Genomic DNA, 26,831 nt, shown 5'->3' with positions numbered 1-26,831 from the left:
ACAGTTTAATTGTTATGGTGCCGTTCCTCGGTGCATTATCAGTAGGAACAGCCAATGCTACGCCTGCCGAGATGAGGGTAGACGAAATAAATATGACGCAACAATCCGGTACTTGTACAGGTGTTGTAAAAGATGCCAACGGCGAAGTTGCCATCGGTGCCTCCGTAGTAGTCAAGGGCACAACAAACGGTGTTATTACCGATATGGACGGTAATTTCACATTATCTGGCGTAAAACAGGGAGACATTATCGTAGTCAGCTATATCGGTTTTACACCACAAGAAGTTAAATGGACAGGAAAACCTTTGCAAATCACTCTGCAAGAAGACGTTAAAACGCTTGATGAAGTAGTGGTATTGGCATACGGCGTAAAACAGAAACGCGGAAAACTGACCAACTCTGTATCATCAGTTTCAGAAGAGACATTGACAGTAGGTTCGTATGGCGACCCTGCACAGGCATTGGTAGGTGCGGTTTCCGGCTTGAAAGTCCAACAATCTTCCGGTTTTGCCGGCTCTACTCCCACCATTACTCTCCGTGGTGGTACAAGTTATGACGGTTCAGGCGAGCCATTGGTTGTGGTAGACGGACAAATCCGCACAGACGGTTTAAGTGACTTAAACTCCAATGACATCGAATCGATGGAGATTATGAAAGATGCCGGCGCTACTGCCATTTACGGTGCACGCGCTGCCAATGGTGTAATCTTAGTCACAACAAAACAAGGTAAAGAAGGTAAAGCTCAGGTAAACTTCAACATGAAAGTGGGTGCACAATATTATACTCCTGCTTACGATATGATGGATACGGAAGGATATATTTATTGGATGCGCAGGGCACATGCCGAAACTCCGTGGGCGCCCGCAGCCAATTTAAGTTCTACCTCCCGCCCGATGTCTACAGGAGCAACAGAACTGACTCCCAGCAGCCAATATAATATCTTAGGTTACACAGGTTCCGACTACCAGTTAGACTTGATAAACAACCACGGATGGCGCGTCATGGACGACCCCGTCAGCGATGGAAAAATCTTATTCAAAGATACAAACATTGAAGACTATAACATCAACAGTCCTGCCATATCCCAAGAATATAACCTGAGTTTTTCAGGCGGTAACGAACGGGGAAAATATTATGCAGGCTTAGGATATTATGATGCTGAAGGTCTTCCCATCAATTCTTTTTACAAGAGATATTCATTCTCATTTACGGGAAACTATAAACTGACAAAATGGTTAGAAGCCAGCTCCATCTTTAATTACAACCGTGCAAACTGGGAACAAGGTCCCGGACTGTTGGCAGATACATACGGAAGCAGCTTCGACTCATACTACTTCGGCCGTATCCTAACGGTGCCTGCCACCATCCGTTTGGAAGATGAAGAGGGAAATCTTTTGATCGGTATTGACCGCACGAATGGAAACTGGTCTTACCAAGCAGACAAATTCCAGCGCAACAATCAAACAGACAAGTTCAACATGACTCAAACATTGCAGGCAAACTTGTTCGACGGTTTCACACTGAGAGGTACAATGGCATGGAGTTTCAGCGAATTTGTAGGCGAATCGTTCAACAAAGATTACTATCAGAATGCCGGTGAGAGCGGTTTGAACACCACACGTGCTTCAAGTGCTACATTCTACCGTTATTTCAACCAAACTTACAATATCGTTGCCAATTACGATAAGCAGTTCGGTGACCATAATGTAAGTGTAATGGCAGGTACAGAGTTTTGGGACAAGCAATACAAATACATTTATGCTGCCGGACAAGAAGCACCTACTGACGACTTTGGAGATTTGGGATATACCTCTACTGAAGCAGGCAAGCGTTCAACAGATACAGAGCATACCCGCGAACGTATCATGTCATTCTTCGGACGTGCTCAATACGACTATAAAGAACGTTACATTCTTGCATTTACATTCCGTGAAGATGGTTATTCACGCCTCATCAACAACCGTTGGGGCTTCTTCCCCGGTGTATCTACAGGTTGGGTATTCTCAAGTGAAGACTTCTATGCACCTTTGCGTGATATCATGAACTACGGTAAGTTGCGCGCCAGCTTTGGTATAAACGGTAGTATTGATACTGATTATATCGGCATTTATACCTTGCATGGCCAATACGGTTCTAACCGATACAACAATAATGTCGGTTTCCGGTTGAGCACGCTTCCTAATCCTGACCTCCGTTGGGAAAAGACCCGCACGGCCGAAGTCGGATTGGATTTAGGATTCCTGAATAACCGGTTTACCTTAGGCTTCACATTCTATGACCGTGTTACGTCTGACAAATATGCATCTCTACCTTTGCCACCTACTACGGGTTGGAGTTCTATTACCAACAACAATGGTAAATTCCGCAACCGGGGTATCGAAATAGATATCAACGCCAACTTACTTAAAAGAAAAGACATCACTTGGACATTGGGTGCAAACATCGCATACAATAAAAACACAGTAGTAGAATTGCCATACAACGGTCTGGAAAAGAACCGTCAAGGAGCAACTCAAATCTATACCGGCAACGGGGATAAAACAATGTATGTAGGCGGTCTTCAAGAAGGCGAAACTCCGTATGATGTTATCGTTGGCTACGGTGTAGACAAGATGGTACGTTCGGAAAATGATTTAGTAGATGGTTATTGCGACATGTCGCAAAGCATCGCCGTTTACTCAGGTCAGAAAGGATATCAGAAATTAGTGGATGCCAAGTGGACAGGAACCGCTTATGAATTGGCTCCCGGCGATTTGATGTATCAAGATATCAACGGCGACGGTGTCATCACTTCGTATGACCAAAAGGTTATCGGTCGGTACACCCCGAAATGGAATGGCGGTTTCAACACGACGTTCAGTTGGAAAGGCCTCTCACTCTATCTCCGTACAGACTTTGGCTTAGGATTTGAAAGCTACGACGGTATGCGCCAATGGATTAATGGTTGTGCACAAGGAGAATATAACATGACAACCGATATTTGGGATTCATGGACACCGGAGAATCCAAATGCAAAATACCCGCGCTATGTATGGGCAGACCAGTTAGGTACGAACAACTATGTACGTACTTCAGAATTTTGGGTAACAAAAGGTAATTATTTGGCTCTACGCGAACTGCAATTATCTTACACTTTGCCGAAAAACATCTGCCAGAAGTTCTATTGTCAGGGGCTGACAGTATCTGTAACCGGTCAGAATCTTGGCTATTGGACAAGCAGCTCTTGTGCCATCCCTGACCGCATCCAGTATACCAACGGAAATACTGGAGGTTACGGAGGTACATACGCACTGCCTCGTACCGTACTTTTCGGTCTTAACATTACATTCTAACAAACGTTTATCTAACACAGAAATTACAATATGAAAAGAAATAAATTATTCAATGTATTCTCTGCAGCCTTGCTGAGCGCAGGCATGGGATTGAGTTCATGCTCTGATTGGCTGGACTTGTCTCCTATTGACTACTATGGAGCAGGCAACTTCTGGCAAACAGAAGCGCAAGCTATCGGAAATTTAAGTGCCCAAATGTCAGCCTTCCGTGGGTATTGTTTTCAGTCTGTCATTGTTTACGGCGAACTGAGAGGTGGGGCTTATACAAGAGCTACCAATGGGTCGGACGGTTCAAGTCTTGATTACCAATACCTTCGAGACCAAAACTTATCGCAAACCAACTACGGTGTAGGAAACTTTGGAGGTTATTGGGGACTGATATCTTCAGTCAATCTTTTCATTGCCAACGTAGAAGCAGCCAATTACTTTTCGAGTGAAGATACCAAAAATTACTGTTTAGGTATGGCATACGGTATGCGTGCTTATTACTATTTCTTAATGTATCGTGCATACGGGGGTGTACCTTTGCGCCTGACTCCGGAAGTAGAAAACGGTAATTATGACCCAAGTACTTTGTATATGCCACGTGCCACGGCTTCTGAGACCATGACACAAATCAAGGCAGACATCACCAAATCGTTAGAATATTTCGGTAATCAAACCACTTTCAATTTCAACGGAAGCGACGCCAATGCCAAATATTATTGGTCGAAAGCAGCTACGGAAATGCTTGCCGGAGAGGTTTATCTGTGGAACGCGAAGGTGACGGTTGGAGACCAGCAGGCTACACCCGCCGACCTGACAACAGCCAAAACTCACTTTGAGAACGTGATTTCTGATTACGGTTTGGACTTGGAAGGAAACTTTACAGACATTTTCAGTACAAGCAACAAGCAAAATGAAGAAATCATCTTTGCATTCAAATTTGATGAGAACGAAGCTACCAACAGCATTCCGGTAAATAACCTTTACGGTATCATTACCGGTAACACAATCGGAGCCGCATACGACAGCGAAGGAAATCTTTGGGATAATCCCTTGCAAATACCGGGTACACAGCAACGTTACCAGTATGCAAACGCCTTGTGGTATCAGTTCGATGAAGCAGATACACGCCGAGACGCCACTTTGCTTCCTTCTTGGCATGATCAAGCAGCTACCCAGCTTCGAGGCACTTTTGCCTGCAAGAACTTGGGTTCCATCTTAGAGTCTACCGGTTTCAAATGTTATAACGGCGACCAGCCTATTTACCGTTTGGCATTGGCATATTTGTCATTAGCAGAAATAGCAAACATGGAAGGCGACAATTCCGCCGTTGAAAGATATGTGAACCGCATCCGTGAACGAGCATACGGTGAAAACTGGAATGCTGACACGTATGGCTATACGGCTGGAAGCTTTGTAGAAAACGAAGTAGCCATTCTGCATGAAAAAGACAAAGAATTTGTTCAGGAAGGTCAACGCTGGTATGACATCTGCCGTATGTCTGTCAGTGCAAATTGCGGAGCTTTAGACCATTTAGTATTCCATAATGAGGGTCACATTGCATACGGTCTGACTATTACAGACAACATGAAAGAAGTCAGCAATATTCCGTGGGATCAGCAGACACCACCGGAAATCGTAGTAGAACCGATTCTCAGCACAGACTTGGCTTATCGTGTATTGTGGCCGTTAAGCACTTCTGACCTGAATAATGACAAACAGTTAGAACAAACACCGGGATACGAAGACGATGTAGAATAAAGTCATTCGTACACTTAACGTAATAGTTTCACGCTTGCTTTTGCCGCTTGGCATAGCAAGCGTGATTTTTATGCCACTCAACAGATAATTATCCCCATTAAAATTCTACCCATAGGACTGATGCGTCCTATGGGTAGAACCGGGTAATCCTTCCGCATGAACATAGAAACACTAACGGTAGTGTTTGCAGGGATAAATCTACGTGGGTTCACGTTATGCTCTTAAAGGAATAACGTCATAACATTCAACAGATTAATAAGAGACCGTTACTTTATATCCGATATTTTGTTCCAATGATTGGTTCATCGTGATGACCTTTTCCGGTATCGGGAAAACAGTAGTGAATCCGCTTTCTTCGTTTTCTATCTGAGGACGGAAGCTGTATGCCTGCGTAAATATTCCGAAACGAATCATGTCTTGACGCCGCCAGCCTTCCCATGCCAGTTCCATCTGCCTTTCTGCCAGCAGATTGGCTAACGTTGCCGGACGAGAGGATGCACCTGCCCTGCTCCGTACGGCGTTCAGTGCAGCATCGCCATTTTCTCCGTTGCGCACTTGTGCCTCGCTCTGCATCAGTAACACGTCGGCATAACGGAACAACACGATGTCGTTATCCAGCAGTTTACCGTCTTTCAGTCCGGTTTTATCCACTTCATACTTCTTCATGCGAGCACCGGCCGTTTTCTCGTAAGGTTTTCCCGATACATCAAGAGCCACTTGCCACGGCTCGTATACCAGAGGAGTTACTTCGTCGTCGAGCATAATCTGGTTGCCATCCAAGTCTTTTACCGCACCGGCAAAGTAGCACCATTCGAAACGCGGGTCGACTTCGGGCGTGTCGTAGCCGAAGGTTTTCAGTACCTCTATCGTTGCGCTTGAGCCGTTTTCCCCACTCAGTCCGTAGGCTTTCGCGTGGTTATAGTGGCGCGAGCGGAACAAATATATAAACTGATTGGTATACAGTGTTTTGCTCATAGGTATTACAAAGATGTTTTCGCGCGAGGACTCGTTGAACACCGCAAAATTCTGCGTATAGTCAGGCTCTAAGATATAGCCGGAAGCTGTTATTTTTCCACAATAATATTTCACCGTTTCCCATGCATTAAGCTGTTGTCCTTCTACCTCAAAAAAGAGTTGGCTGCCATCGGGCTTGTTTCCGTCTGTCCAGTTGTCATCCGAATAAATTTCGGCATTCAAGGCAAGTTTTGCCAACAGGAAATATACCACCGGGCGCGTAATTCTTCCGTAGTAAAGCCCCGGCAGATTGCTATGCTCCTCACTCAACAAGGGAGCTGCCGCCTGAAGCTCGTCGACAATGAAACGGAACACCTCGCTTCTGTCTTCCTGACGAACATCGCCAACGCGATCGCCCGACGACAATACCAACGGAATCCGTCCAAACAAATCCATCGTGTAATAATAGAACATAGCCCGAAACGCACGTACTTCGGCTATATAAGCGTTTACATCGTCATTCGGATGTAAAGCGGCATAGGCATTTATTTTTTCCAACGAACCGTTACACAGAATGATTACCTGATACAGATATTCCCATGTATCATAGATGGCGTCGTTATTAACTCCCCAGCGGTGCAGGTAAAGTCCCTGCCAGAAGCCACCGTCGTACCAGTCTCCGCCACGGGTAGGCATGATGGCCTCATCGGTGGTAAAGGTATTCAGGTCGTAAACGCCCCGCCCCGTACCTTGCAGTCCCTGACTGTCGGCATAACCGCCTATGTGATTATAAAGCGACAAAACCCCGTTTTGATAAAGCTCCTGCAAAGTAGCATAAGCGGTTTCTTCGTCCCGGCTATCTTGAGGATGTTCTTCTAAAAACTTACCACATGAAACCAGCATTCCCGCAACGCCAAGCACAAGCACAATTAAATAAGATAAAGTTTTCATAATAACCGGATTAGAAATTCAAACTCAAACTAACAGTATAAGTACGCAATAAAGGATAAGTACGCTTGTCGTCAACTCCCAGCGTGGCATCTACCAGACTGGAGTTTACCAGCGGGGTCAGCCCTGAATATCCGCTAATGGTTCCCAAGTTATTGACCGTACCCGCCAAGCGTATGCCTTTCAGGAAACGGCGTGGCTTTAGAGGCACAGTCCACCCCACGGTCAGATAATCGAAATTAACGTAGTTTCCACTCTCTAACCAGTAATCGGTGGCCGTCTGGTCTTTTATCATCCGTTTGGGAGCCTCTGCCAATACGTTATAATCGGGCAGACTGTTCATGTTCATATACGAAAGCGAAGTCCCGTTATACACCTTATGTCCGAATGCGCCGTTTATCTGTAACGAGATGTCTATATTCTTATATCGGAAACTGATGTTCGAACCTAACAGAACCTTCGGGATGGCTTGCCCTGCCACGTAGCGGTCTTCTCCGTCTTCCAGATTAACCCCTCCCCCGTTCAGGTCGGCAATCTGATACGTATATCCTCCTTCACCGTCGGATACCAAGCCTTCGCAATGAGGAAGGTAAAATACGCCCAACGGCTGTCCCACTATCTGATATACGATATTATTATATCCTCCGTGGGTACCCGCACCGTTCAGACCGGCTATCGCCGTATATTCCGATGCCGAAATATATTCTCCGTTATACACTCCGCTCAACGAAAGCAACTTATTTTTCTGGAAAGTGATGTTCGCATTGATATTCAGTTCCATGTCTTTGGTTTTCAGCGGAGTGACACCTACCGAAACTTCGGTTCCGCTGTTGCGCATCGAGCCTAAATTGGCAAGCAGTGTGCTGTACGGAAATGGCGGCACACTGACGTTGTACTGATACAGCATGTCGGTGGTTTTCGAATTGTAATAGTTGACCGACAGCAAGAGGCGGTTGCCATACATGCTTAAATCGAATCCGGCGTTAAAGGTGTGTTTTACTTCCCATTTCAGGTCGGGATTGACGTTTTTCATACTTTCGTAAGTTACCAGCGGCGCATTGCCTACGGGAGTCACACCGTTCGGGCGTACCAGCGCCATCGTAGTGTACGAATCAATCCCGCCTTGATTACCTGCCAATCCGTATCCCACACGCAGCTTCAGATTATCAACGGAACGGAATTGTTTCATAAAAGCTTCTTCTGTTACATTCCATGCCAACGAAGCCGAAGGGAAAAAGCCCCATTTATGGTTTCTCCCGAATTTGGATGAAGCATCCGTACGCGCATTCAGCGTGACAACGTAACGGTTATCGTACGTATAATTCACGCGCCCCAAGAAAGAAGCCAAGTGAGGGTCTTCGTAATACGAGCCTGTACCGTCCCACGGGCGCAAAGCTCCCGCCTGCAAGTTATGATAACCCAAAGCGTTCGATGAAAAGTTTGTCACCGTGGTGTAAAAGCCTTTATATATATTTTTCTCTAATTCGCCCAGCGCAAGCACATCAAAGAAATGCGCCCCTGCCTGTTTGCGATAAGTCAGCATCAGGTTACCCAACAACGCCTCCGACTTGCGGTCGCCACGGTAAGCCTGCCCGTTTGCCCATACGCTGGTAGGAAGATACTGGGCATCCTCGGCATCGTTATAGGTATAAGAGCCGAACATCACCAATTTCAGGTCTTCCATCAAATTAAAGGTCAGCCGGGCATGTGCACTGAGATAAGAAGCATCGTTGTTATTATCTACTTCCATCCAAGCCAACGGGTTGGTTATCTGGCTGGCAGTGGTGATTTGGTCCCATCCTCCCGTTTCCGGATTCTTATGGTTAGGGAAAGTAGGATTAAAAGTTGCAGCCGAATAAAAAGTCTTTTGCGTATCAAACAGCGTGCGGTTTTTCTTTACCGAGCCAAACAGCCCCAATTCGCAGTCGATGAATCCGTCAAGCAGTTTCTGGCTCATGTTCATGTTTGCGGTAAACAGCTTCATGCTCTCGTTGTCAACCACTCCCTGACGGTCTTGATACCCCAACGACACACGGTAGTTCGATGCTTCACCGCCTCCATAGAACGCTATGTTATGATTCTGCTGCAAACCTACCTGCTCAATCTCTTTCTGGAAGTCTGTATCATACCCCTTGTCTAATATTTGCAGATTGTTTTCGGCTGCCACCCTACGAAATTCTGCTCCCGAAAGCATATCCAAATGACGGTACACATGAGCGATGCCGAAACTGCCGCTGTAATTTACCCGCGTTTTTCCTGCCACACCTTTTTTAGTCACAATGTTGATAACGCCCGAAGCTCCCCGCGAACCGTACTGAGCCGTCTCGGAAGCGTCTTTCAGGATTGTAAAGCTCTCGATGTCTGCCGGATAGATGGAGGTCAGCATCGTCAAGTCGCCCAATACCCCGTCTACTATTATCAGCGGGTCGTTTCCGCTGGTAAGCGAGGTAGTACCACGCATACGCACCGACTCTAATGCCGCCATGCCGTTGCTGCTCTTCAGAATCGTAAGTCCTGCCACCCTGCCTTGAATAGCCTCCAGCGGATTGGTTATCTGTTCTTTATTCATCTGACTTTCAGTTATCCGTTCCACCGAGCCGGAAAGGTTTATCAGGCTTCCGCGCGCGTAACCGATGTTCAATATCGAGTCGGGCGGCAATTCTGTCTGCGGATTTTCTTGCGCCGATAAAGACTGGAAACAAAAGGGGAAAGCCCAAAGGCAAATAATCGGAATGTAGCTATTTCTTTTCATACCATCAGATTATAAGGGAAACACTTTTCACAAAAATAAATATAAATATTGAATATTCCTAATGCTTTACAAAGATTCTGAAGCTATTCAGAGTTACGCACAGGCTTGTTTTCAAGAGCCTGTTTCAGACTGAAAAAACACTAACGGCAAAACCGGTTAACCTTCCGAATAGAAACAGGCAACGCTTCCGCATGGGATGAGTGACGCTTGCGGTAGCGTTTTTTTGGAATGTTTGCATCTGCGATTTTTATCACCAATTCATTTTTTATCGTATCTTTGAGGGCTAACTTAACACAAGGACAACTATGGATTTTGAACTGGTATCTGATTATAAGCCGACGGGCGACCAGCCGGAAGCTATCGCACAACTGACGGAGGGGGTGATGAATCATCTTCCGGCACAAACGCTGCTGGGGGTTACAGGTTCGGGAAAGACTTTCACAATAGCAAACGTCATCAAAAACGTAAATAAGCCGACACTTATTTTAAGCCACAACAAAACGCTTGCCGCGCAGCTGTACGGAGAGTTCAAAAACTTCTTCCCGCATAATGCCGTGGAATATTACGTATCTTATTACGACTATTACCAGCCGGAAGCCTATATACCTTCTACGGATACTTATATAGAAAAAGACCTTGCCATCAATGACGAAATAGATAAGCTGAGGCTTGCCGCCACATCTGCCTTGCTGTCGGGGCGCAAAGATGTTATCGTTATTTCATCTGTATCGTGCATTTACGGTATGGGAAATCCTGCGGACTTTTATAATAATGTAATCGAGGTGAAAAAAGGAAAGCGCATCGACCGCAACGTGTTCCTCCGCCGGCTGGTGGATAGTCTTTATGTGCGTAACGACATTGAGCTGAACCGTGGGAATTTCCGCGTAAAGGGTGATACGGTAGACATCTTTCTGGCATATACCGATGACATACTGCGTGTCATGTTTTGGGATGATGAGATAGACAGCATCGAAGAAATAGATCCCGTGTCGGGACATCGTACCGACTCTTTCGATGAATATAAAATCTATCCGGCTAATCTTTTCATGACAACGAAGGAGAGTACGCTGCGCGCCATTCATCAGATAGAAGACGATTTAACCAAACAGGTGGCTTATTTCGAGGAAATCGGGAAGCCTTACGAGGCAAAACGGCTGTACGAGCGGGTGACTTACGACATGGAGATGCTCCGCGAGTTAGGACACTGTTCGGGCATCGAAAATTATTCGCGTTACTTCGACGGACGCGAGGCGGGAACACGGCCTTACTGCTTGTTGGATTTCTTCCCCAAAGACTACCTGATGGTCATTGACGAAAGCCACGTCAGTGTGCCTCAAATCCGTGCCATGTACGGCGGAGACCGCGCGCGGAAAACCAATCTGGTAGAATACGGATTCCGGCTGCCGGCTGCGATGGATAACCGCCCGCTGACATTTGAAGAGTTTCAAGCAATGACGAACGAAGTCATCTACGTCAGTGCCACCCCCGCCGAATACGAACTGCAGCAAAGTGAAGGGATAGTTGTAGAGCAGGTTATCCGCCCCACCGGATTGTTAGACCCGATCATCGAAGTGCGTCCGAGTTTGAATCAGATTGACGACCTGATGGAAGAGATACAACAGCGCATCGAGCAGGAAGAACGTGTGTTGGTTACCACTTTAACCAAGCGCATGGCGGAAGAGCTGACGGAATATCTGCTGAACCACGGGATACGCTGTACGTACATCCACAGCGATGTGGAGACGCTGGAGCGTGTAAAGATTATGGACGATTTGAGGCAGGGACTTTACGACGTGTTGATCGGTGTAAACCTGCTGCGTGAAGGACTGGACTTGCCTGAAGTATCGCTGGTTGCCATCTTGGACGCGGATAAGGAAGGTTTCTTGCGCTCTCACCGCTCGCTGACACAGACGGCAGGACGCGCAGCACGAAACGTCAACGGAAAGGTCATCATGTATGCCGACAAGATAACGGACAGTATGCGCCAGACGATTGACGAAACCAATCGCCGGCGGGAAAAACAGTTGGCTTACAACGAAGCGCATGGCATAACTCCCCGACAAATAAAACGTGCACGGAATAACGTTTTACTTGACATACAGGGAGAAAAGACAACCGCCTCGCCCAAAGCATACGCCGAAGCACCGCAGGAGATTCAAACGGCTGCCGATCCGATTATCGAATACATGTCGAAAGAGCAACTTCAGCGCAGCATAAACCGTACGCGGAAATTAATGCAAGAGGCGGCAAAGAAGCTAAACTTCATCGAAGCCGCCCAGTATCGCGACGAATTGTTGAAATTAGAGGATTTGTTGAAAGAGAAATAATTTATCTCTTTCTCCAAAATCCGGGCGTAAACATCAGCAATATGCCGAACAGTTCCAAACGGCCGAGCAACATCAGGAACGAATGTATCCACTTGGCTGCGTCCGGCATACTGCTCCATGAGTAGGCAGGTCCGTATGCTCCTAAAGCCAAACCGGCATTGCCCAAACTGGATACTACCGTACTAAAAGCCTCTGTCACTCCCAGACCTAAAAACATCAGCACGATCCAACTGACAAAAAAGCAAATCAAATAGAACACTACAAACGTGGTTACCGTGGAAATCGTGGAACGAGAAACGGTCTGATTGTTTACTTTTACAGGCAGTACGGCACGCGGGTGCATCAGTCGCTGAAATTCATTCTTTATATTACGCATCACGATAAGCAACCGCATGTTTTTGATACCTCCGGCGGTAGAGCCGGTACATCCTCCCGCAAACATGGCATAAATCAACAGCATCCATGTAAACGGCTGCCAATTAGCATAATCATCCGTAGAGAAACCGCAGGATGTATGCAAGGTGGCAACTTGGAACAATGCCTTACGGAAAGCCTCTTCTACCCCGTAATGATTATGCACCACGAGCGATGCGGTGATAATCAGCGTAACGATTAGAATAGAACTGATAAACCATTTTACTTCGTCGTCGCGGAACAACTGTTTGCAACGACCTTTCAGACACATGAAATAGAGTGAAAAGTTCATGGCAGACAGAATCATGAAAATAGCAATCACATACTCGATAAAAGGTGAATGCCAATGAGCCACACTGTCTTGTTTGGTAGAGAAACCTCCTGTACCCGTAGTACCGAAAGCATGACAAACCGCGTCAAACCAGTCCATACCGCCCAACATCAGCAGTCCGGTTACCACGATGGTCAGAATCAGATAAACCGTCCACAACATTTTCGCCATCACACTAATCTTCGGATGTATCTTGTCATGCGTCACACCGGTCGCTTCGGCAGAGAACAGCACTTGGTTTCCCACTCCAAAAATCGGCAATACGGCAATCGTAAAGAACACGATTCCCAAACCTCCTACCCAATGTGTGAAGCTGCGCCAAAACAACATCCCATGAGACAACTCCTCAATGTTGTCGAGAATCGTTGCCCCGGTGGTAGTGAACCCCGACATGGTTTCAAAAAAGGCATCTGCTACCGAAGGGATGGCGCCACTCATATAAAACGGCATCATGCCGAACACGGTGAACAGCAGCCATGTGAATGCCACCACGCAATATCCGTCGCGCCGTGTAACCACGTTGTTGGCTCCCCGTCCCAAAAAGAACATGATTCCGCCTACCACTACATTGATTACGGCGGCATAAATGAAATAAATATAATCCGCTTCCCGATAGAGCAACGACACCCCCATGCAAACAAGGAACAACGCTGCTTCAATAAAGAGCAAAATACCTAAAATACGCAAAATAATTTTACGGTTAATAAAACTATTTCTACGGCTACTGCCTGCCGGCATTTCGCTTAGAATAAACTCTTCCATTCTATTACCATTAAAATGTTTCAATTCAATTCAAAAAAGTAGCTTCAATTCCGCTTCAAGAACAATGAATGCGTAATCGTATCCGGTAACTCTTCCTGATAATGAGTCACCATAATCAGCGTTTTGTCTTTTCGCGCACAAAAAGCCTCTATGATATCTTTTACCATCCGGCGGTTATACATATCCAATCCATGTAGCGGTTCATCCAAAATCAGCAGTTCGGGGTCTTTCACAAAAGCTCGTGCCAGCAACACCATGCGCTGTTCACCGCTCGAAAGTTGCAAGAAACTCCGGTCTTTCAAGTCTGCAATGCCGAAAATTTCCATCCACCATTCGCAAACAGCCCGGTCTTTTTCCTGCATTTTTTTATAAAGTCCGATGGAGTCATGAAGTCCGCTTGCCACGATGTCTATCGCCGGAAGGTTTTTCAGATACGCCCGATGCATCTCCGGGCTTACGTATCCGATGTGTTTTTTGATTTCCCAAATGCTTTCTCCGCTACCGCGCTTTCGTCCGAACAGGGCTATATCGCACGCATAACTCTGCGGATTGTCGGCACAGACCAAACTTAACAAGGTCGATTTTCCGGAGCCGTTCTCACCGCTAAGCGCCCACTTCTCACCGCATTTCACCGTCCAGTCCAAATCTTTCAGGATGGTACGTTCACCGTAGCGGATGCTTACCTTATGCAAGTCGACCACATGCTCGTTATGATATAAATTTTCAGCATAAGGAAGATTCAGGATGCGGCTGCGCTTTTCTTCCGACAAGACATGCGAGGGAATGGATTCCCGATGCGCAAGGTATTCCTGCAAAGTGATTTTCTTGCCGCAAACACGTCCGGCTACGGGAATAACGTGAGTGATAAACGAAGGTATATCGTCTGTTTTCGACAAGACAAGGATAACCTGCAAATCGGTAACCTCAATCAGCCTCTTCAGCAGGGAGTGAAGCAAATCGCGCGTCTTGGCATCCAAACCTATAAACGGGTTATCCATTATCAGTACACGCGGATTGCTGAGCAATGTCTTCGTCAGTTGGAATTTGCGAAGCTCACCGCTCGACAAGAGGATGATGTGCTTATCAAGCATTGCTTCAATACCAAACAAATCATAAAGTGCATTGCGCAAAGCCTCGTTGGTACATGGCGGAAGCAAGTCGCGGACAATCGGCGTGTCGTCAAGGTCGTGAGCATTCCAACGCTGCTGGTAATAGTAACCGCCGTCGGCATCTCCGTACGAATCGCGGAAGGCGATATACTTGATATTGTCCGACACAAGCGAAGACTCCGAAGGCGAAAAATCATATTTCACTTCGTTCATCAACAGCGGATAACGTCCGGTCAGTGTGTCTATCAGCAGGCTCTTTCCCGCACCGTTCGCACCTACCACCGCTATATGTTCTCCTTTAGCTATCTGTAAGTTTATCGGTTCTTTCAGTCTGTAAAGCGGATGGCGCGTAACGCCATCCTCAACAGCTATGATGTTTTGCATCTTGTATATGAATTTTATTATTGATGAACTATCAGCGCTGAGCGTGGTGCCACCTGAAGCTGGTTGCCCACTATCATGCCCAGTCCGGTAATCAGGTCCACTTTCCCGTCGCGGCAAGCCACCCAGTACTTACCTGCCGGAACACTTATCTTGACAGGCTCGGTACGTGCATTAAGTACCACCGTTGTATTTATCCATGAGTCGTTACACGGACTTCCTTTCAGGCGGAAAGCCACAACGTTGCTTGCCGGAGTTTCCAGAAACTCCAGATGCTCGCGTATCAGGTCGGCATCTCCCATACGGAAGGCAGGATGTGCTTTCCGCAGGGCTATCAACCCTTTTACGTAATCGAACACGCCACGGTGGGAGGTCTTGTTATGCCAGTCGATTGCGTTTATCTCATCCGGACTGTTGTATGAGTTGCCTACCCCCTGCTTGTCGCGCATCACTTCGTCGCCGGCAAAGATAAAAGGAACACCCTGAGAGGTAAGCACGGCGGTTTCCGCCAGCTTCAGAAGCGCTTCCAATTCTTGTACCGAAGCTCCGGGAAGCGTTGTTTTCAGTCGGTCGGTGATACACAAATCGTCGTGGCAGCTTACGTAGCTGATAAACTGGCTGGGAGCCAATGCCCACGACACAAGTGCGTGGCCTAACGTGTCGTTGGTTACCTGTGCATGGCGTATGCCACCTGCCAAGCCGAACTTGATTCCGTTAGCGTGACCCAAACGGCCGATAACGAAAGCCCCTTTCGAATCGTCGCCCCATGCACCGCGCAAAGAGTCGCGAAATTCATCGCTGAAAGCGGCAATACCCGGCATTTTATAAGTATTTGCCTTCATCGCCAACCGGTCGTCAGGAAGCTGAGGCGCGCTAGCAGCCCACCCCTCGCCATACATATAAATAGTAGGGTCGATGTCATTCAATGCTTTCCGGATGGCATTCATTGTCTCAATGTCATGGATTCCCATCAAGTCAAACCGGAAACCGTCAACATGGTATTCTTTCGCCCAATAAGTTACCGATTCTACCATATATTTCCTCACCATCGCCCGTTCGCTTGCCGTTTCATTCCCGCAGCCCGAAGCATTGGCAAACTTTCCGTCTTTGTCCTGCCGGTAAAAATATCCCGGAACGGTACGCTCAAAGTTGCCGCCTTCCGTGGTTGCGGTATGGTTATATACCACGTCCATTATCACACGGATACCGGCACGATGCAACGCCATCACCATTTGTTTGAACTCACGGATGCGGACATCGGGACGATACGGGTCGGTAGCATACGAACCTTCGGGAACGTTGTAATTCTTCGGGTCGTATCCCCAGTTATACTGCGGAACGTCGGGCTTGGTCTCGTCTACCGAAGAAAAGTCGAACGAGGGGAGCAAGTGTACATGCGTTATTCCCAATTCCTTCAAATGGTCGATACCTGTCTTTTCGCCGAGGTACGTGTGAGTACCTTCTTCGGTCAGGGCAAGAAATTTTCCACGGTTGCGAATCCCCGCCACGGTGTCGATAGAGAAATCGCGGTGGTGCATTTCATAAATAACAATGTCGGAAAAGCTTTTCAGGGGAGGACGCACGTCATTCTCCCAGCCTTCGGGATTGGTGGAAGCAAGGTCGATAACCGCCGCCCGGTCACCGTTCACTCCTACCGCCTTAGCCATCACGCCCGGCGTGTCTCCCTGCCACACATCGTTTATTTTAGCATTGAATGTATAGAACTTTCCTTTCAAGTCGCCTTCAACGCTAATGTTCCACATACCCGATTCGCCCACTTCCATCGGAATCATGCGAACCGCCGAGCCGCCTTGTCCTTCATCGTACAACAAGACACGGACTTCCTGTGCCGTAGGCGCCCACAGTGCAAACCGAGTAGCCGCAGGCGAATAAACCATTTCTTCCCATTTACCTTCATAAACCGGATATTCGTCGTAGCTCCGGTATTCTTTCGGCTGATAAGAGCTACATCCCGCCGTTACAAGCATAGACATAGCAAGAAAACTTTTCAGGTTCATACTTAGTTACTTTATCTTACTTTATCAGGATTTTTCGCTATATAATCTTTCCACCCCGAGTAGGCTTTGGGTATTTCCGGACGCCCCATTTGCAAATAATGGCAATAGGCTGCACCCAGCGCATCCGTAGCATCCATGAAAGGCCCCATCTCCGACTGCGGAATGTGAAGCATACGTTTCAGCATGTCGGCTACCTGTTCCTTGCTTGCCTGCCCGTTTCCGGTAATTGCCATTTTTATCTTCAGCGGGGCATATTCGGTCACGGGTATGTCACGGCGGAGGGCTGCCACGATAGCCACGCCTTGCGCCCGCCCCAATTTCAACATCGACTGTACGTTTTTACCGAAAAAAGGGGCTTCGATGGCAAGTTCGTCGGGCAGGTACGACGCTATTACTCCCTGTACGCGCTCATAAATATGCTTCAGTTTCAGGTACGGGTCGGCACACTTGCGGAGGTCTATTACGCCCAGTGTCATCACTTCGGGTTTCGTACCCGTTATTTTCAAGACGCCGTACCCCATGATATTCGTGCCGGGGTCGATACCCAATATGATTTTCTCTTTTACCGGACGTATCACCTGATAACCTCCATCAAAGTGGGAAAACCAACCACCTTGCCTTTAAAAATTTTCATCATTTCTTCGTTCAGCTTCGCTCCGCAAGCCGTGTGCCAGCGGTGAAGGGCAGCGCTGTCTTCCACCTCCCACTGCAAGGAGAAACATTCGCTGTCTTGTTCCTTATGGCTCAAGATACGCAAGATGCGCGGATTTTTCAACTCTCCCGACTTCTCTGCTTCAGGAATATAACATTCATTCAGCCAGATTACGAAGTTACGGGCATCATCTAACTCTACATGAAACGTAGTATTATACACCAACATAAAACTGTTTTTTTAATGATATGTTACTAAACCGGTTAAGACTTTCTTTTTACACGAAAAAGCTCTAACGTCATATTCCCAAAAACACTACGGTTAGCATTTTTATTTCTTGCCGACAGCCCCATTCTTTCTATTCGGAATACTTACCCGTCTTTCGAATAGAATTTTCAGCCTCGGAGAAAGCCTGAACAAGTTCATTGCAAACTTACGTATTTTCTGCGGAATAAACGAAAAATTTCATCACGGGTTTGCTTATTCCGGAAATAGAAACCGCAGAATGTCTTGGCTGTGGTCTGCAATGAAATCGGGCGAATATGCTTCCAGCTCCGCGCGCGGACGGAATCCCCAGCTCACGCCCACCGTGGTAACACCTGCGTTTTTCCCGGTTTCCATATCTACGCAAGAGTCGCCCACGTAAACCGTATCCGGCTTCCCTACTCCGGCTTTTTCCATAATCTCGAACACCACATGCGGGTCGGGCTTGGCGGGAATCCCTTCGCGCTGACCGTAGATTCCCACGAAATCAATCTCCGGAAAGAATTGCAGAATGAGCTTGCGGGTGGCATCCTGATACTTGTTCGATGCCACTGCCACTTGGATTCCGCGCTCCTGCAAAACTGACAGCACTTCCGTGATTCCCGGATAGGGACGGCTTAAATCGGCGTTATGTTCGTTATAATAAGGGATAAACTCGGAACGGATTTTCAGAACGTTGTCTTGCATACGGGCATTTGCCGGCAGAGCACGCTCGAAGAGCTTGTTGATACCGTTTCCCACAAAAAATCGGTAGGCATCGGTTTCGTGTGTCGGATAACCGAAATGTGCCAGTGCGTGATTCGTTGCCGCTGCCAAGTCGGCTATCGTATTGAGCAGCGTTCCGTCTAAATCGAATATTACAAGTTTCTTCATTGAGTGATGTTTTTTTGTTATTTGTTCGTACCCATCCAAGTCCATTTGTGCCAGATATGTTCCAGCGGGCCTTGCTTGTGTTTTCCCAACCACCATTTACAGAACCAAACTTGCAGCAGGAAGGTGCAGATTCCTACCAAAAGGCTTACCGTATATCCGCAGTAAGGCGCAAGGTATAGTCCGAAGGGAAAATAGATAAGAGAACCTATAATAGACTGTGTGATGTAGTTCGTAAGACTCATTTTTCCGTAAAAGCGCAGGTTGCTTACCTTGCTGCTGAACTTCTTGTTTTGGTAGAGTATCACAAACGATGCCACCAAAACCAGCGTGAATGCCAGCTTCTGCCACATGTCGAAAGCCGTACCTGCCGTTTGCTGGATGAGTGTATCGCTTTTCATAATCAGCTCTTTCAGGGTATACAGCGGAGCAAATGCCACTGCCGAAACTATCAAGATATTTACCCACAGGCGCAGGTTCCGTTCGGTAGAAACAAACAACTGCTTTCTGCCGATATAAAATCCCAAGAGGAAAAGTCCGGCCGTCTGGAAGAATCGTCCGGCATTGACTGCCCACAGCAGACTGGCTTTTTGTCCGAGGGTGATGTTACCCAAGATGAAATCGCCGAAGTTTCCGGCTTTGGTGTATTCTGCCACTTCGGTATACATCTCGCCTACTTTCAGGTCGGGCAGATGGTGTGCAGGGTTTATCAGACCGGCAATGTAGTGATACCATTCCACGGGCTGTAATAAGAAAAGCACAGAAGTAACCAGCAGCGCCTTGTCGCTCCAGTTGCGGGTGAAAAACAATACCAAGCCCACTACCACAAACAGCAAAAGCACATCGCCCGCCGGGAAAAACGCGGCATTCAGCGTGGCGAACCCTGCCAACAAAACCAGTCGCCACAAAAAGCGATACCCGAAATCTTTCCCTTGCTTCCTCTGGTTATTGGTCTGTATATAAAATGTAAAACCAAAGAGCAAGGCGAAAATAGCATAGGCTTTTCCGACAAACAAGCTGAATACGCCGTTGAATACTCCCTGATCCAAAATATTCAACCACGCGGGCGAATCGTCAGGATATACCGGAAAAATAAAGTGTTCCAGATTATGAACCAAGATTATTGCCATTACAGCAAACCCACGCAGGGCATCTACCACCTCGATACGGGGACTCTTCTTTATCAGTTGTTCCATTTTATTTATTGAATAATGGTTCTATTTCTGAATGTCCGGCTGGCTCAGCGAGTATAAGTAGCCTCCACACCTACTTGGCTGCAATCGGCTCCCATCGGCGGATTCTGTTTGTAAAGGCAAATGTTTACCTCGGTCAATGCCGAAAATTCATCGAACAAACGCCGTGCAATGCGGTAAATCACATGCTCCAACAGGCGAGAGGGAATTTGCATTTCATCTTTCACGCTCCGGTAAACCTCGGCGTAACTTACCGTACCCTCCAGCTCGTCATTCTCGGCAGCACGAGCGAAGTCGGTACGGAGGCGGAGGTCGATGGTATATTCCGCCCCCACCTTGTTTTCTTGAGGCAACACGCCGTGATAAGCAAACAGTTTCAGTCCGTTGATACGGATATACATCGAAGAACTTTTCATAATTACTACCAAAAAGTTTTGTCATCCCAAACGCTGACTGAAAACCTTGACACAGGTATCTACCACGTTCAGAATGACAAAACGATATGATTAAACTATTATTATTTATCGGGATTATCCGCAGCGTGAAGAACCGCAGGTTTTACAAATCAGGCATCCTTCTTGGTAAACCAGCGTTTCGTGTCCGCAGTTGGGGCATTTCACGCCTTTGGCTTCTGTTCCGTCCTGAACGTATTTCTTCAGCGCGCGTGCCACTCCGTTCTTCCAAGTGTTGATGCTTTCGCTATCCAACTGGAGCGAGTCGACCAACTTGATAACCTGCTCGATAGGCATACGCCAGCGCAACACGCCCGAAATCAGCTTCGCATAGTTCCAATACTCTTTGTTGAACTTTTCCGACAGCCCTTCGATGGTCATCTTATAGCCGCGCTTGTTCTCGAACTGGAAATCATAATGCTTGTTACCGTTTTCATCGTAGTTCTTGATGATACGTCCCGTGGTTACCGACTTCGGCAGGATGATACCGTCATCATCGTCCTGCAAACCGGTAAATATTTCGTACGGATGTCCGTCGAGCAAACCTACAAATGCCACCCACTTTTCTTTGTTGTTCTGGAAACGAACCACGTCTGCCTCCAACACCTTCGGGCGAACCTCTACTATCTGAGGCGGCTTGCAGTGACATTCTTCTTCCTTCTTCTCGTCTTTCTTTTTGGTAGAGAGCAATACGCCCGCACGAGAACCGTCACGATATACCGTACATCCTTTACAGCCCGAACGCCATGCTTCTACATACAAGTGGTTTACCAACTCTTCGTCTACATTGTTCGGCAGGTTGATGGTAACGCTGATTGAATGGTCTACCCACTTCTGGATACGTCCCTGCATCTTCACTTTCATCAACCAGTCTACGTCGTTCGAAGTAGCTTTATAGTAAGGCGATTTAGCCACCAGTTCATCTATTTCTTCCTGCGTATAACGCTTGTTCGGGTCGTAACCGTTTACTTCCATCCACTTCAGGAACTTGTGGTGAAACACGATGTATTCTTCAAAAGCGTCGCCCGTTTCGTCTACAAAGTCTACGTGCACGTTGGTATCGTTCGGGTTTACCTTGCGACGACGCTTGTACACGGGCATGAACACCGGTTCGATACCCGATGTGGTTTGTGTCATCAGACTGGTAGTACCCGTGGGCGCAATCGTCAGACACGCGATGTTACGACGGCCGTACTTCGCCATTTCCTCGTACAGTTCGGGGTCGGCTTCTTTGATACGGTTTACAAACGGATTGTTCTTTTCGCGTTCGGCATCGTAGATTTCAAACGCACCACGCTCTTTCGCCATGTTGACCGACGAGCGGTATGCCTCCAGCGCAATGGTTTTATGTACTTTTTCAGAAAATTCGGTAGCTTCTTCCGTTCCGTAGCGCAGTCCCATCGCAGCCAGCATGTCTCCTTCGGCAGTGATACCCACTCCGGTACGGCGTCCCATGCCCGACTTGCGGTAAATCTTCTCCCACAAGTGGCGTTCGGCACCTTTCACTTCTTCGCTTTCAGGGTCGGAGTCGATTTTCTCCATGATGCGGTCTATCTTTTCCAGCTCAAGGTCGATGATGTCGTCCATGATACGCTGAGCCAGCGCCACATGTTTCTTAAACAGGTCGAAATCGAAATAGGCTTCCGGAGTAAACGGATTGACTACATACGAATACAGGTTAATAGCCAGCAGGCGGCAAGAGTCGTACGGACACAAGGGGATTTCGCCACACGGGTTGGTAGATACGGTGCGGAAACCTAAATCGGCATAACAGTCGGGCACAGACTCACGGATGATGGTGTCCCAGAACAATACGCCGGGTTCTGCCGACTTCCATGCGTTATGTACGATTTTCTTCCATAGTTCAGAAGCATTGATTTCTTTCGTAAATGTCGGGTTGGCAGAGTCGATAGGAAACTGCTGCGTATACGGGTGGCCTTCTACTGCCGCTTGCATGAACGCATCGTCCAACTTTACCGAGACATTGGCTCCCGTCACTTTTCCTTCAGTCATCTTAGCGTCGATAAACGACTCCGAATCGGGATGTTTGATAGATACCGTAAGCATCAACGCTCCCCGGCGTCCGTCTTGCGCCACCTCGCGCGTAGAGTTTGAATAACGCTCCATAAACGGTACCAACCCCGTAGAAGTCAACGCCGAGTTTTTTACCGGAGAACCTTTCGGACGAATGTGTGAAAGGTCGTGTCCCACTCCTCCACGGCGCTTCATCAACTGTACCTGTTCTTCGTCGATGCGGATAATCGCGCCATAAGAATCTGCCTGACCATCCAACCCGATAACGAAACAGTTGGAAAGAGATGCCACCTGAAAATCATTCCCGATTCCGGTCATCGGACTGCCCTGCGGGACAATGTACTTAAACCGGTCGAACAGATTAAACAATTCCTGTGCGCTGAGCGCATTAGGATACTTCGCTTCGATGCGGGCTACTTCATTGGCAAGACGCCAGTGCATGTCCTCCGGAGACTTTTCATAGATGTTTCCAAACGAGTCTTTGACGGCGTATTTATTAACCCAAACGCGCGCCGCCAACTCATCTCCTTTGAAATACTGTAACGAAGCCTCAAACGCTTCATTGTAACTATAAGTTTTCTTTTCCACGATTGATATATATAATGAAAATGTTTTTCTTTTCAAAAAACGTCTGCAAAGCTAAAAATGTTTTTTTTTATATGCAAAAGAATGCGAAAGAACTTATCAAGTTTCCCAAAATAAAAACACAAACTCCTGATAAACAATGATTTAAAAAAATTGTCGATTTGAAAAGTTTTCCAAAACGGACAATATCATAATAAAAACGCCCGCGAACAATATAATGCTTTTCTGCCGAAATTAAAAAGAAAATAATATCTTTGTAACACCAAAACAGATAAACATCATGGAATCAATCAAGAACAGAAGAACTATACGCAAGTACAAGCAACAGGACATCTCTGCCGACTTGCTGAACGAACTGCTGGAAGAGTCGTTCCGGGCTTCTACAATGGGGAATATGCAACTTTACAGCGTAGTGGTTACGCGCGATGCCGAAATGAAAGCAAAGCTGGCTCCGGCTCATTTCAACCAGCCGATGGTTACGTCGGCACCGGTGGTACTGACGTTTTGCGCCGATTTCAACCGCTTCAGCAAATGGTGCCGCCAGCGCAAGGCGGAACCGGGGTATAACAACTTCATTTCGTTTCTTAACGCGGCTACCGATGCGTTGTTGGTTACCCAGAACTTCTGTACGCTGGCAGAAGAAAACGGGCTGGGGATTTGTTTTCTCGGCACTACCATCTATAACCCCGACCAGATAATCGAGATACTCGGACTGCCGGAACAGGTTATCCCCGTTGCTACCATCACAGTGGGTTATCCCGATGAGCATCCCGAACAGCCCGACCGTCTTCCGTTGCGGGGAATCGTCCACGAGGAACGGTATCACGATTATTCGCCCGAAATGATTGACGATATTTATGCGTACAAAGAGTTGCTTCCCGAAAACAAGCATTTTGTGGAAATCAATCACACGGAGACATTGGCACAAATCTTTACAAATATCCGTTATAAGAAATCGGATAACGATTACATGTCGGCGGGACTGAAACGGGTGTTGATTCAGCAGGGATTTCTCGACGAATAAACCCATGCGGACAGGCCGCCCGTTCTTAGCCGAAGAAGCAGACAACGCAAGCCGATAAACCATGATGCTTATCGGCTTGCGTTTTCAAGGAATATAACACTTTGATTTTCAAAGCACGTATCAGAAAGACAGGTGCATCGTACAGCGCACGCCTTTCGTCTGGATGCCGGGATGGTTGCGGTAATTCAAACGCCACACGTAGTCAAGGCGCAGAAACTTGAAAATGTTTTCAATACCCACACTCACTTCCATGTAAGGGGCTTTCCCCATCGTGTAAGAACCTGCCGGAAAAGCGTACAGCCCCTCACCGTTTACCGCCGGATTGTTTTTGTCGGTCAGATGTCCCCACAGTCCGCGGAAACAGAACACTTCCCTCCATTTCAGTTTCTTGATGAGCGGCAGACGGTTGAACAGGTTTCCGTTCATGTAATAAGTCAAGTCCCACGAAATGTATTCGTCGTTGATAAACTCGATGGCATTCATGTTTGTATACGCTTCGGGCTGGATGGTGTAGGTAATGTTGGCGTTCGGCAGAATCAGCAACGGATACGGCACTTTGCTCCACACCTTTCCTGCCTTCGTAATCAGGTCGGCGTAACCGAAAGCCGAGAACCAGAAACGTTTCTGGATGCCGATGTCCGTGCGGTGATACGTGTACGACGAGCCTAACAGCCCTTTCTTCGCCATCAGATGACTGAGGTTAAAGATAAGCGCATCGTAGGTTATCGGAATGCGCTGGGTACGTGTCTGGTAAAATTTTTCATCTTTTCCGTACCGGAAGTTCAGTTCAAGTTCGGTCATGTCGTAACTCTTGACCGGGGTGGTAGAACCGTCGCTGTTGATACGGTCGAACGCGGCATACTCGGTAGCATACTCACGGCGGTTTCGCACGATGGCACCGTAGGATATTCCATTATAATGTTCGCGCGTGTATTCCAGCTCCGCCTTGCGCAGGTAAGTGGCGCGCGTGTCTTTCTGCCGCTTGATGGCAAGCATCACGTTATCTTTGCTGGTGTACATGTAATTTTGTCCCAACTTATTAATGTCGTACATGTACTCCATGCGCAGGGCGTGCCGTGGAAACTCCAGACGATAATCTTTGCGGCGGTTAAACGAGTATTCCACCAGCGCGTCGTATTTCATCTTCTTGTCTTTCGTTCCGTATGCCACGTAGCCGTCGAAAAACCAGTGAGGATTGAATACAGGAGTGGTTCCTCCGCCCACGCGAAAACGTGCGCCTTCGATGGCGTTACCGTTAATGGTACTGTTCATCGGTCCTAAGTCGAACTTGTTTTTCCGGGGGTCTTTATTGGTGGGAATGTAGCCCGACACAAGGGTTGTTACCACTTTCTCGGTGATATAGAATACCGGCACGGAACGCAGCTTTACCATCAGGGCTTCTACCGAATTGGGATTTCTTTTCTTCCCGCTCTCCGGACGGTTGGCTACCCAGAACTCGTCGGGTTGCCGGTATGCGTCTTTCAGCGTAATGACCGGGGCACTCTGCTCGAACACCCCCGCCTGCTCGCCCAACGGCTGCTCGAACGAGTGATTGCTGTACACATTCAGCCGCTGTGCGTACATGCCCTTCGATTTTTCGCTCAGCTTGAAGTTTACCCGTATATCGTCTTTCGTAATGATGCGCGTACTGTCGGGCTCGCGTTCAAACGTTTGTTCGATGGTCATCTGCGACACGAAATTCAGGTTGATGTCTTTCGCCACATTCAGAATGGCACGCTTGACGAAGTACGTGGAATCGAGCGCAACAAAGAGATGCCCCGTAAATCCGAACGACTCCGAATTGAAGGGTACGAAACCCAAATCGACACATGGTTTGTTGTCGACCTGTAACGTATCGAGCAGGTAGTATTTATAAAAAGCCGGACCGATGGTAGACAACGGACTGACAAAACGTTGCAGAAACAGCGGTATGTTGTTCTGAAAGATGTCTACTTCTTGGAATGCCTCATCGAGAAACTGCTGGATACCGTCGCGCGAGAAGATTTCATCCACTCCTGCCGATTTGCTTGCTTTCACCACACGTTTTTCCGACTTGGGGTGTTTGCGGTAATAAACGGTTTCTATTTTCTCTCTTTCAGATACGGGGAGAATCGTTGTGCCGACTTCGAGAGTGTCGATGAAATCTGCCAAGAAATCGAATTTGCCGGGCTGTCCGTTTTTCTTCTTTTTCGGCGTATAATCGTTCATCGCAAATACCACTTTCTCATACTGGTCGTAACGGAAATAGTCATGATTACGGGGGTCGTTCCCGTCGCGCCGGGCAATGACCTCTCTCACGAAGCGGACGGCAGGATTATCTTTCCGGCGGTATCTCTCCCGCCCCGGTTCCACCACGATTTCGTTCAACGTAATTCCCGTGGGCGCCAAGCGTATCTTGAGATTCGTGGTTTTGCCCGACGAGATGTCGACTGTCTTGACGTCATACCCCAGATACGAAACCTCCAGCACCCGCACCGCCGAAGAAGTTGACAGCGAAAACCTGCCATCGGCATCTGTGATTGTTCCGATAGTAGTTCCCTTCAGCATCAACGAAGCATAAGGCAATGCCTCTCCGCTTATCGAGTCGGTTACCACTCCCTTTATCACAATCTTCTGAGCGTCTGCCAGCAGGCACACGAGCAAAAGAACGCACCCTAAGACAATCTTTTTTCCCATATCAACT

16 protein-coding genes are annotated in these 26,831 nt (G+C 47.5%); 4 read left to right on the top strand and 12 right to left on the bottom strand.

All coding sequences use genetic code 11. The features are described from left to right. Positions 1-71: 71 nt before the first annotated feature. Entirely contained in the window at positions 72-3,332 is a 3,261-nt protein-coding gene (locus tag M3085_RS04715) for a SusC/RagA family TonB-linked outer membrane protein (RefSeq protein ID WP_410554217.1), read from the top strand. A gap of 30 nt (positions 3,333-3,362) precedes the next feature. Then, a complete protein-coding gene (locus M3085_RS04710) occupies positions 3,363-5,078 on the top strand; it encodes a RagB/SusD family nutrient uptake outer membrane protein (protein ID WP_191709546.1) in 1,716 nt (571 codons plus the stop codon). Positions 5,079-5,330: 252 nt separating this feature from the next. On the opposite strand, the gene M3085_RS04705 is transcribed toward M3085_RS04710, so the two are convergent. Next, positions 5,331-6,983: a RagB/SusD family nutrient uptake outer membrane protein gene (locus M3085_RS04705; RefSeq protein WP_249052420.1), complete on the bottom strand. Its 1,653-nt coding sequence runs from the start codon at positions 6,981-6,983 to the stop codon at positions 5,331-5,333. A 10-nt stretch (positions 6,984-6,993) separates the two neighbouring features. Further along, on the bottom strand, positions 6,994-9,732 hold the full coding sequence (locus tag M3085_RS04700; protein ID WP_249052419.1) for a SusC/RagA family TonB-linked outer membrane protein: 2,739 nt from the start codon (positions 9,730-9,732) through the stop codon (positions 6,994-6,996). Positions 9,733-10,037: 305 nt separating this feature from the next. Here M3085_RS04700 and uvrB point away from each other — a divergent pair, with 305 nt between their 5' ends. Further along, positions 10,038-12,059, top strand: coding sequence for an excinuclease ABC subunit UvrB (uvrB, locus tag M3085_RS04695; protein ID WP_249052418.1), 2,022 nt, complete (start codon positions 10,038-10,040; stop codon positions 12,057-12,059). 1 nt (position 12,060) lies between these two features. On the opposite strand, the gene M3085_RS04690 is transcribed toward uvrB, so the two are convergent. The 9 genes from M3085_RS04690 to M3085_RS04650 all read right to left on the bottom strand — a co-directional run bounded on the left by M3085_RS04690 (position 12,061) and on the right by M3085_RS04650 (position 23,127). Beyond that, positions 12,061-13,566: a TrkH family potassium uptake protein gene (locus M3085_RS04690; RefSeq protein ID WP_191709549.1), complete on the bottom strand. Its 1,506-nt coding sequence runs from the start codon at positions 13,564-13,566 to the stop codon at positions 12,061-12,063. Between the two features lie 44 nt (positions 13,567-13,610). Next, positions 13,611-15,059, bottom strand: coding sequence for an ATP-binding cassette domain-containing protein (locus M3085_RS04685; protein ID WP_178256285.1), 1,449 nt, complete (start codon positions 15,057-15,059; stop codon positions 13,611-13,613). 17 nt (positions 15,060-15,076) lie between these two features. After that, positions 15,077-17,074, bottom strand: a complete 1,998-nt coding sequence (gene pulA / locus M3085_RS04680) for a type I pullulanase (protein WP_249052417.1) — start codon at positions 17,072-17,074, stop codon at positions 15,077-15,079. A gap of 11 nt (positions 17,075-17,085) precedes the next feature. Continuing rightward, complete coding sequence (ruvC, locus tag M3085_RS04675) at positions 17,086-17,652, bottom strand: crossover junction endodeoxyribonuclease RuvC (RefSeq protein WP_249052416.1); 567 nt, start codon at positions 17,650-17,652, stop codon at positions 17,086-17,088. Further along, positions 17,649-17,954, bottom strand: a complete 306-nt coding sequence (locus M3085_RS04670) for a DUF4286 family protein (protein WP_178256288.1) — start codon at positions 17,952-17,954, stop codon at positions 17,649-17,651. Before M3085_RS04670 ends, ruvC begins: the two co-directional genes overlap by 4 nt. A gap of 252 nt (positions 17,955-18,206) precedes the next feature. Beyond that, the gene (locus M3085_RS04665) at positions 18,207-18,863 is read right to left on the bottom strand and encodes an HAD family hydrolase (RefSeq protein WP_249052415.1); all 657 of its coding nucleotides are present in this window, start codon (positions 18,861-18,863) and stop codon (positions 18,207-18,209) included. Between the two features lie 17 nt (positions 18,864-18,880). Then, on the bottom strand, positions 18,881-20,056 hold the full coding sequence (locus M3085_RS04660; protein WP_249052414.1) for a DUF418 domain-containing protein: 1,176 nt from the start codon (positions 20,054-20,056) through the stop codon (positions 18,881-18,883). A 44-nt stretch (positions 20,057-20,100) separates the two neighbouring features. Further along, on the bottom strand, positions 20,101-20,469 hold the full coding sequence (gene folB, locus M3085_RS04655; protein WP_249052413.1) for a dihydroneopterin aldolase: 369 nt from the start codon (positions 20,467-20,469) through the stop codon (positions 20,101-20,103). Positions 20,470-20,583: 114 nt separating this feature from the next. Further along, on the bottom strand, positions 20,584-23,127 hold the full coding sequence (locus M3085_RS04650; protein WP_178256292.1) for an adenosylcobalamin-dependent ribonucleoside-diphosphate reductase: 2,544 nt from the start codon (positions 23,125-23,127) through the stop codon (positions 20,584-20,586). Between the two features lie 277 nt (positions 23,128-23,404). On the opposite strand from M3085_RS04650, the gene M3085_RS04645 reads away from it, so the two are divergent. Further along, positions 23,405-24,148 (top strand): NADPH-dependent oxidoreductase, encoded by a 744-nt coding sequence (locus tag M3085_RS04645; RefSeq protein WP_249052412.1) that lies wholly within the window; start codon positions 23,405-23,407, stop codon positions 24,146-24,148. Between the two features lie 120 nt (positions 24,149-24,268). On the opposite strand, the gene M3085_RS04640 is transcribed toward M3085_RS04645, so the two are convergent. Then, positions 24,269-26,824 (bottom strand): DUF5686 and carboxypeptidase-like regulatory domain-containing protein, encoded by a 2,556-nt coding sequence (locus tag M3085_RS04640; RefSeq protein WP_249052411.1) that lies wholly within the window; start codon positions 26,822-26,824, stop codon positions 24,269-24,271. Positions 26,825-26,831: the final 7 nt, after the last annotated feature.

Source organism: Bacteroides caecicola, from assembly GCF_023337095.1.
Taxonomy (GTDB): domain Bacteria; phylum Bacteroidota; class Bacteroidia; order Bacteroidales; family Bacteroidaceae; genus Phocaeicola; species Phocaeicola gallinarum.
The sequence above is the reverse complement of the archived record's forward strand: the minus strand, read 5'-3'. Positions and strand labels throughout refer to the sequence as shown.

Excerpts from the sequence above, each read along its gene's own strand:
- M3085_RS04715 (WP_410554217.1), top strand. The coding sequence starts at position 72 with ATGAGGGTAGACGAAATAAATATGACGCAACAATCCGGTACTTGTACA.
- M3085_RS04710 (WP_191709546.1), top strand. The coding sequence starts at position 3,363 with ATGAAAAGAAATAAATTATTCAATGTATTCTCTGCAGCCTTGCTGAGC.
- M3085_RS04705 (WP_249052420.1), bottom strand. The coding sequence starts at position 6,983 with ATGAAAACTTTATCTTATTTAATTGTGCTTGTGCTTGGCGTTGCGGGA.
- M3085_RS04700 (WP_249052419.1), bottom strand. The coding sequence starts at position 9,732 with ATGAAAAGAAATAGCTACATTCCGATTATTTGCCTTTGGGCTTTCCCC.
- uvrB (WP_249052418.1), top strand. The coding sequence starts at position 10,038 with ATGGATTTTGAACTGGTATCTGATTATAAGCCGACGGGCGACCAGCCG.
- M3085_RS04690 (WP_191709549.1), bottom strand. The coding sequence starts at position 13,566 with ATGGAAGAGTTTATTCTAAGCGAAATGCCGGCAGGCAGTAGCCGTAGA.
- M3085_RS04685 (WP_178256285.1), bottom strand. The coding sequence starts at position 15,059 with ATGCAAAACATCATAGCTGTTGAGGATGGCGTTACGCGCCATCCGCTT.
- pulA (WP_249052417.1), bottom strand. The coding sequence starts at position 17,074 with ATGAACCTGAAAAGTTTTCTTGCTATGTCTATGCTTGTAACGGCGGGA.
- M3085_RS04670 (WP_178256288.1), bottom strand. The coding sequence starts at position 17,954 with ATGTTGGTGTATAATACTACGTTTCATGTAGAGTTAGATGATGCCCGT.
- M3085_RS04665 (WP_249052415.1), bottom strand. The coding sequence starts at position 18,863 with ATGAAGAAACTTGTAATATTCGATTTAGACGGAACGCTGCTCAATACG.
- M3085_RS04660 (WP_249052414.1), bottom strand. The coding sequence starts at position 20,056 with ATGGAACAACTGATAAAGAAGAGTCCCCGTATCGAGGTGGTAGATGCC.
- folB (WP_249052413.1), bottom strand. The coding sequence starts at position 20,469 with ATGAAAAGTTCTTCGATGTATATCCGTATCAACGGACTGAAACTGTTT.
- M3085_RS04645 (WP_249052412.1), top strand. The coding sequence starts at position 23,405 with ATGGAATCAATCAAGAACAGAAGAACTATACGCAAGTACAAGCAACAG.
- M3085_RS04640 (WP_249052411.1), bottom strand. The coding sequence starts at position 26,824 with ATGGGAAAAAAGATTGTCTTAGGGTGCGTTCTTTTGCTCGTGTGCCTG.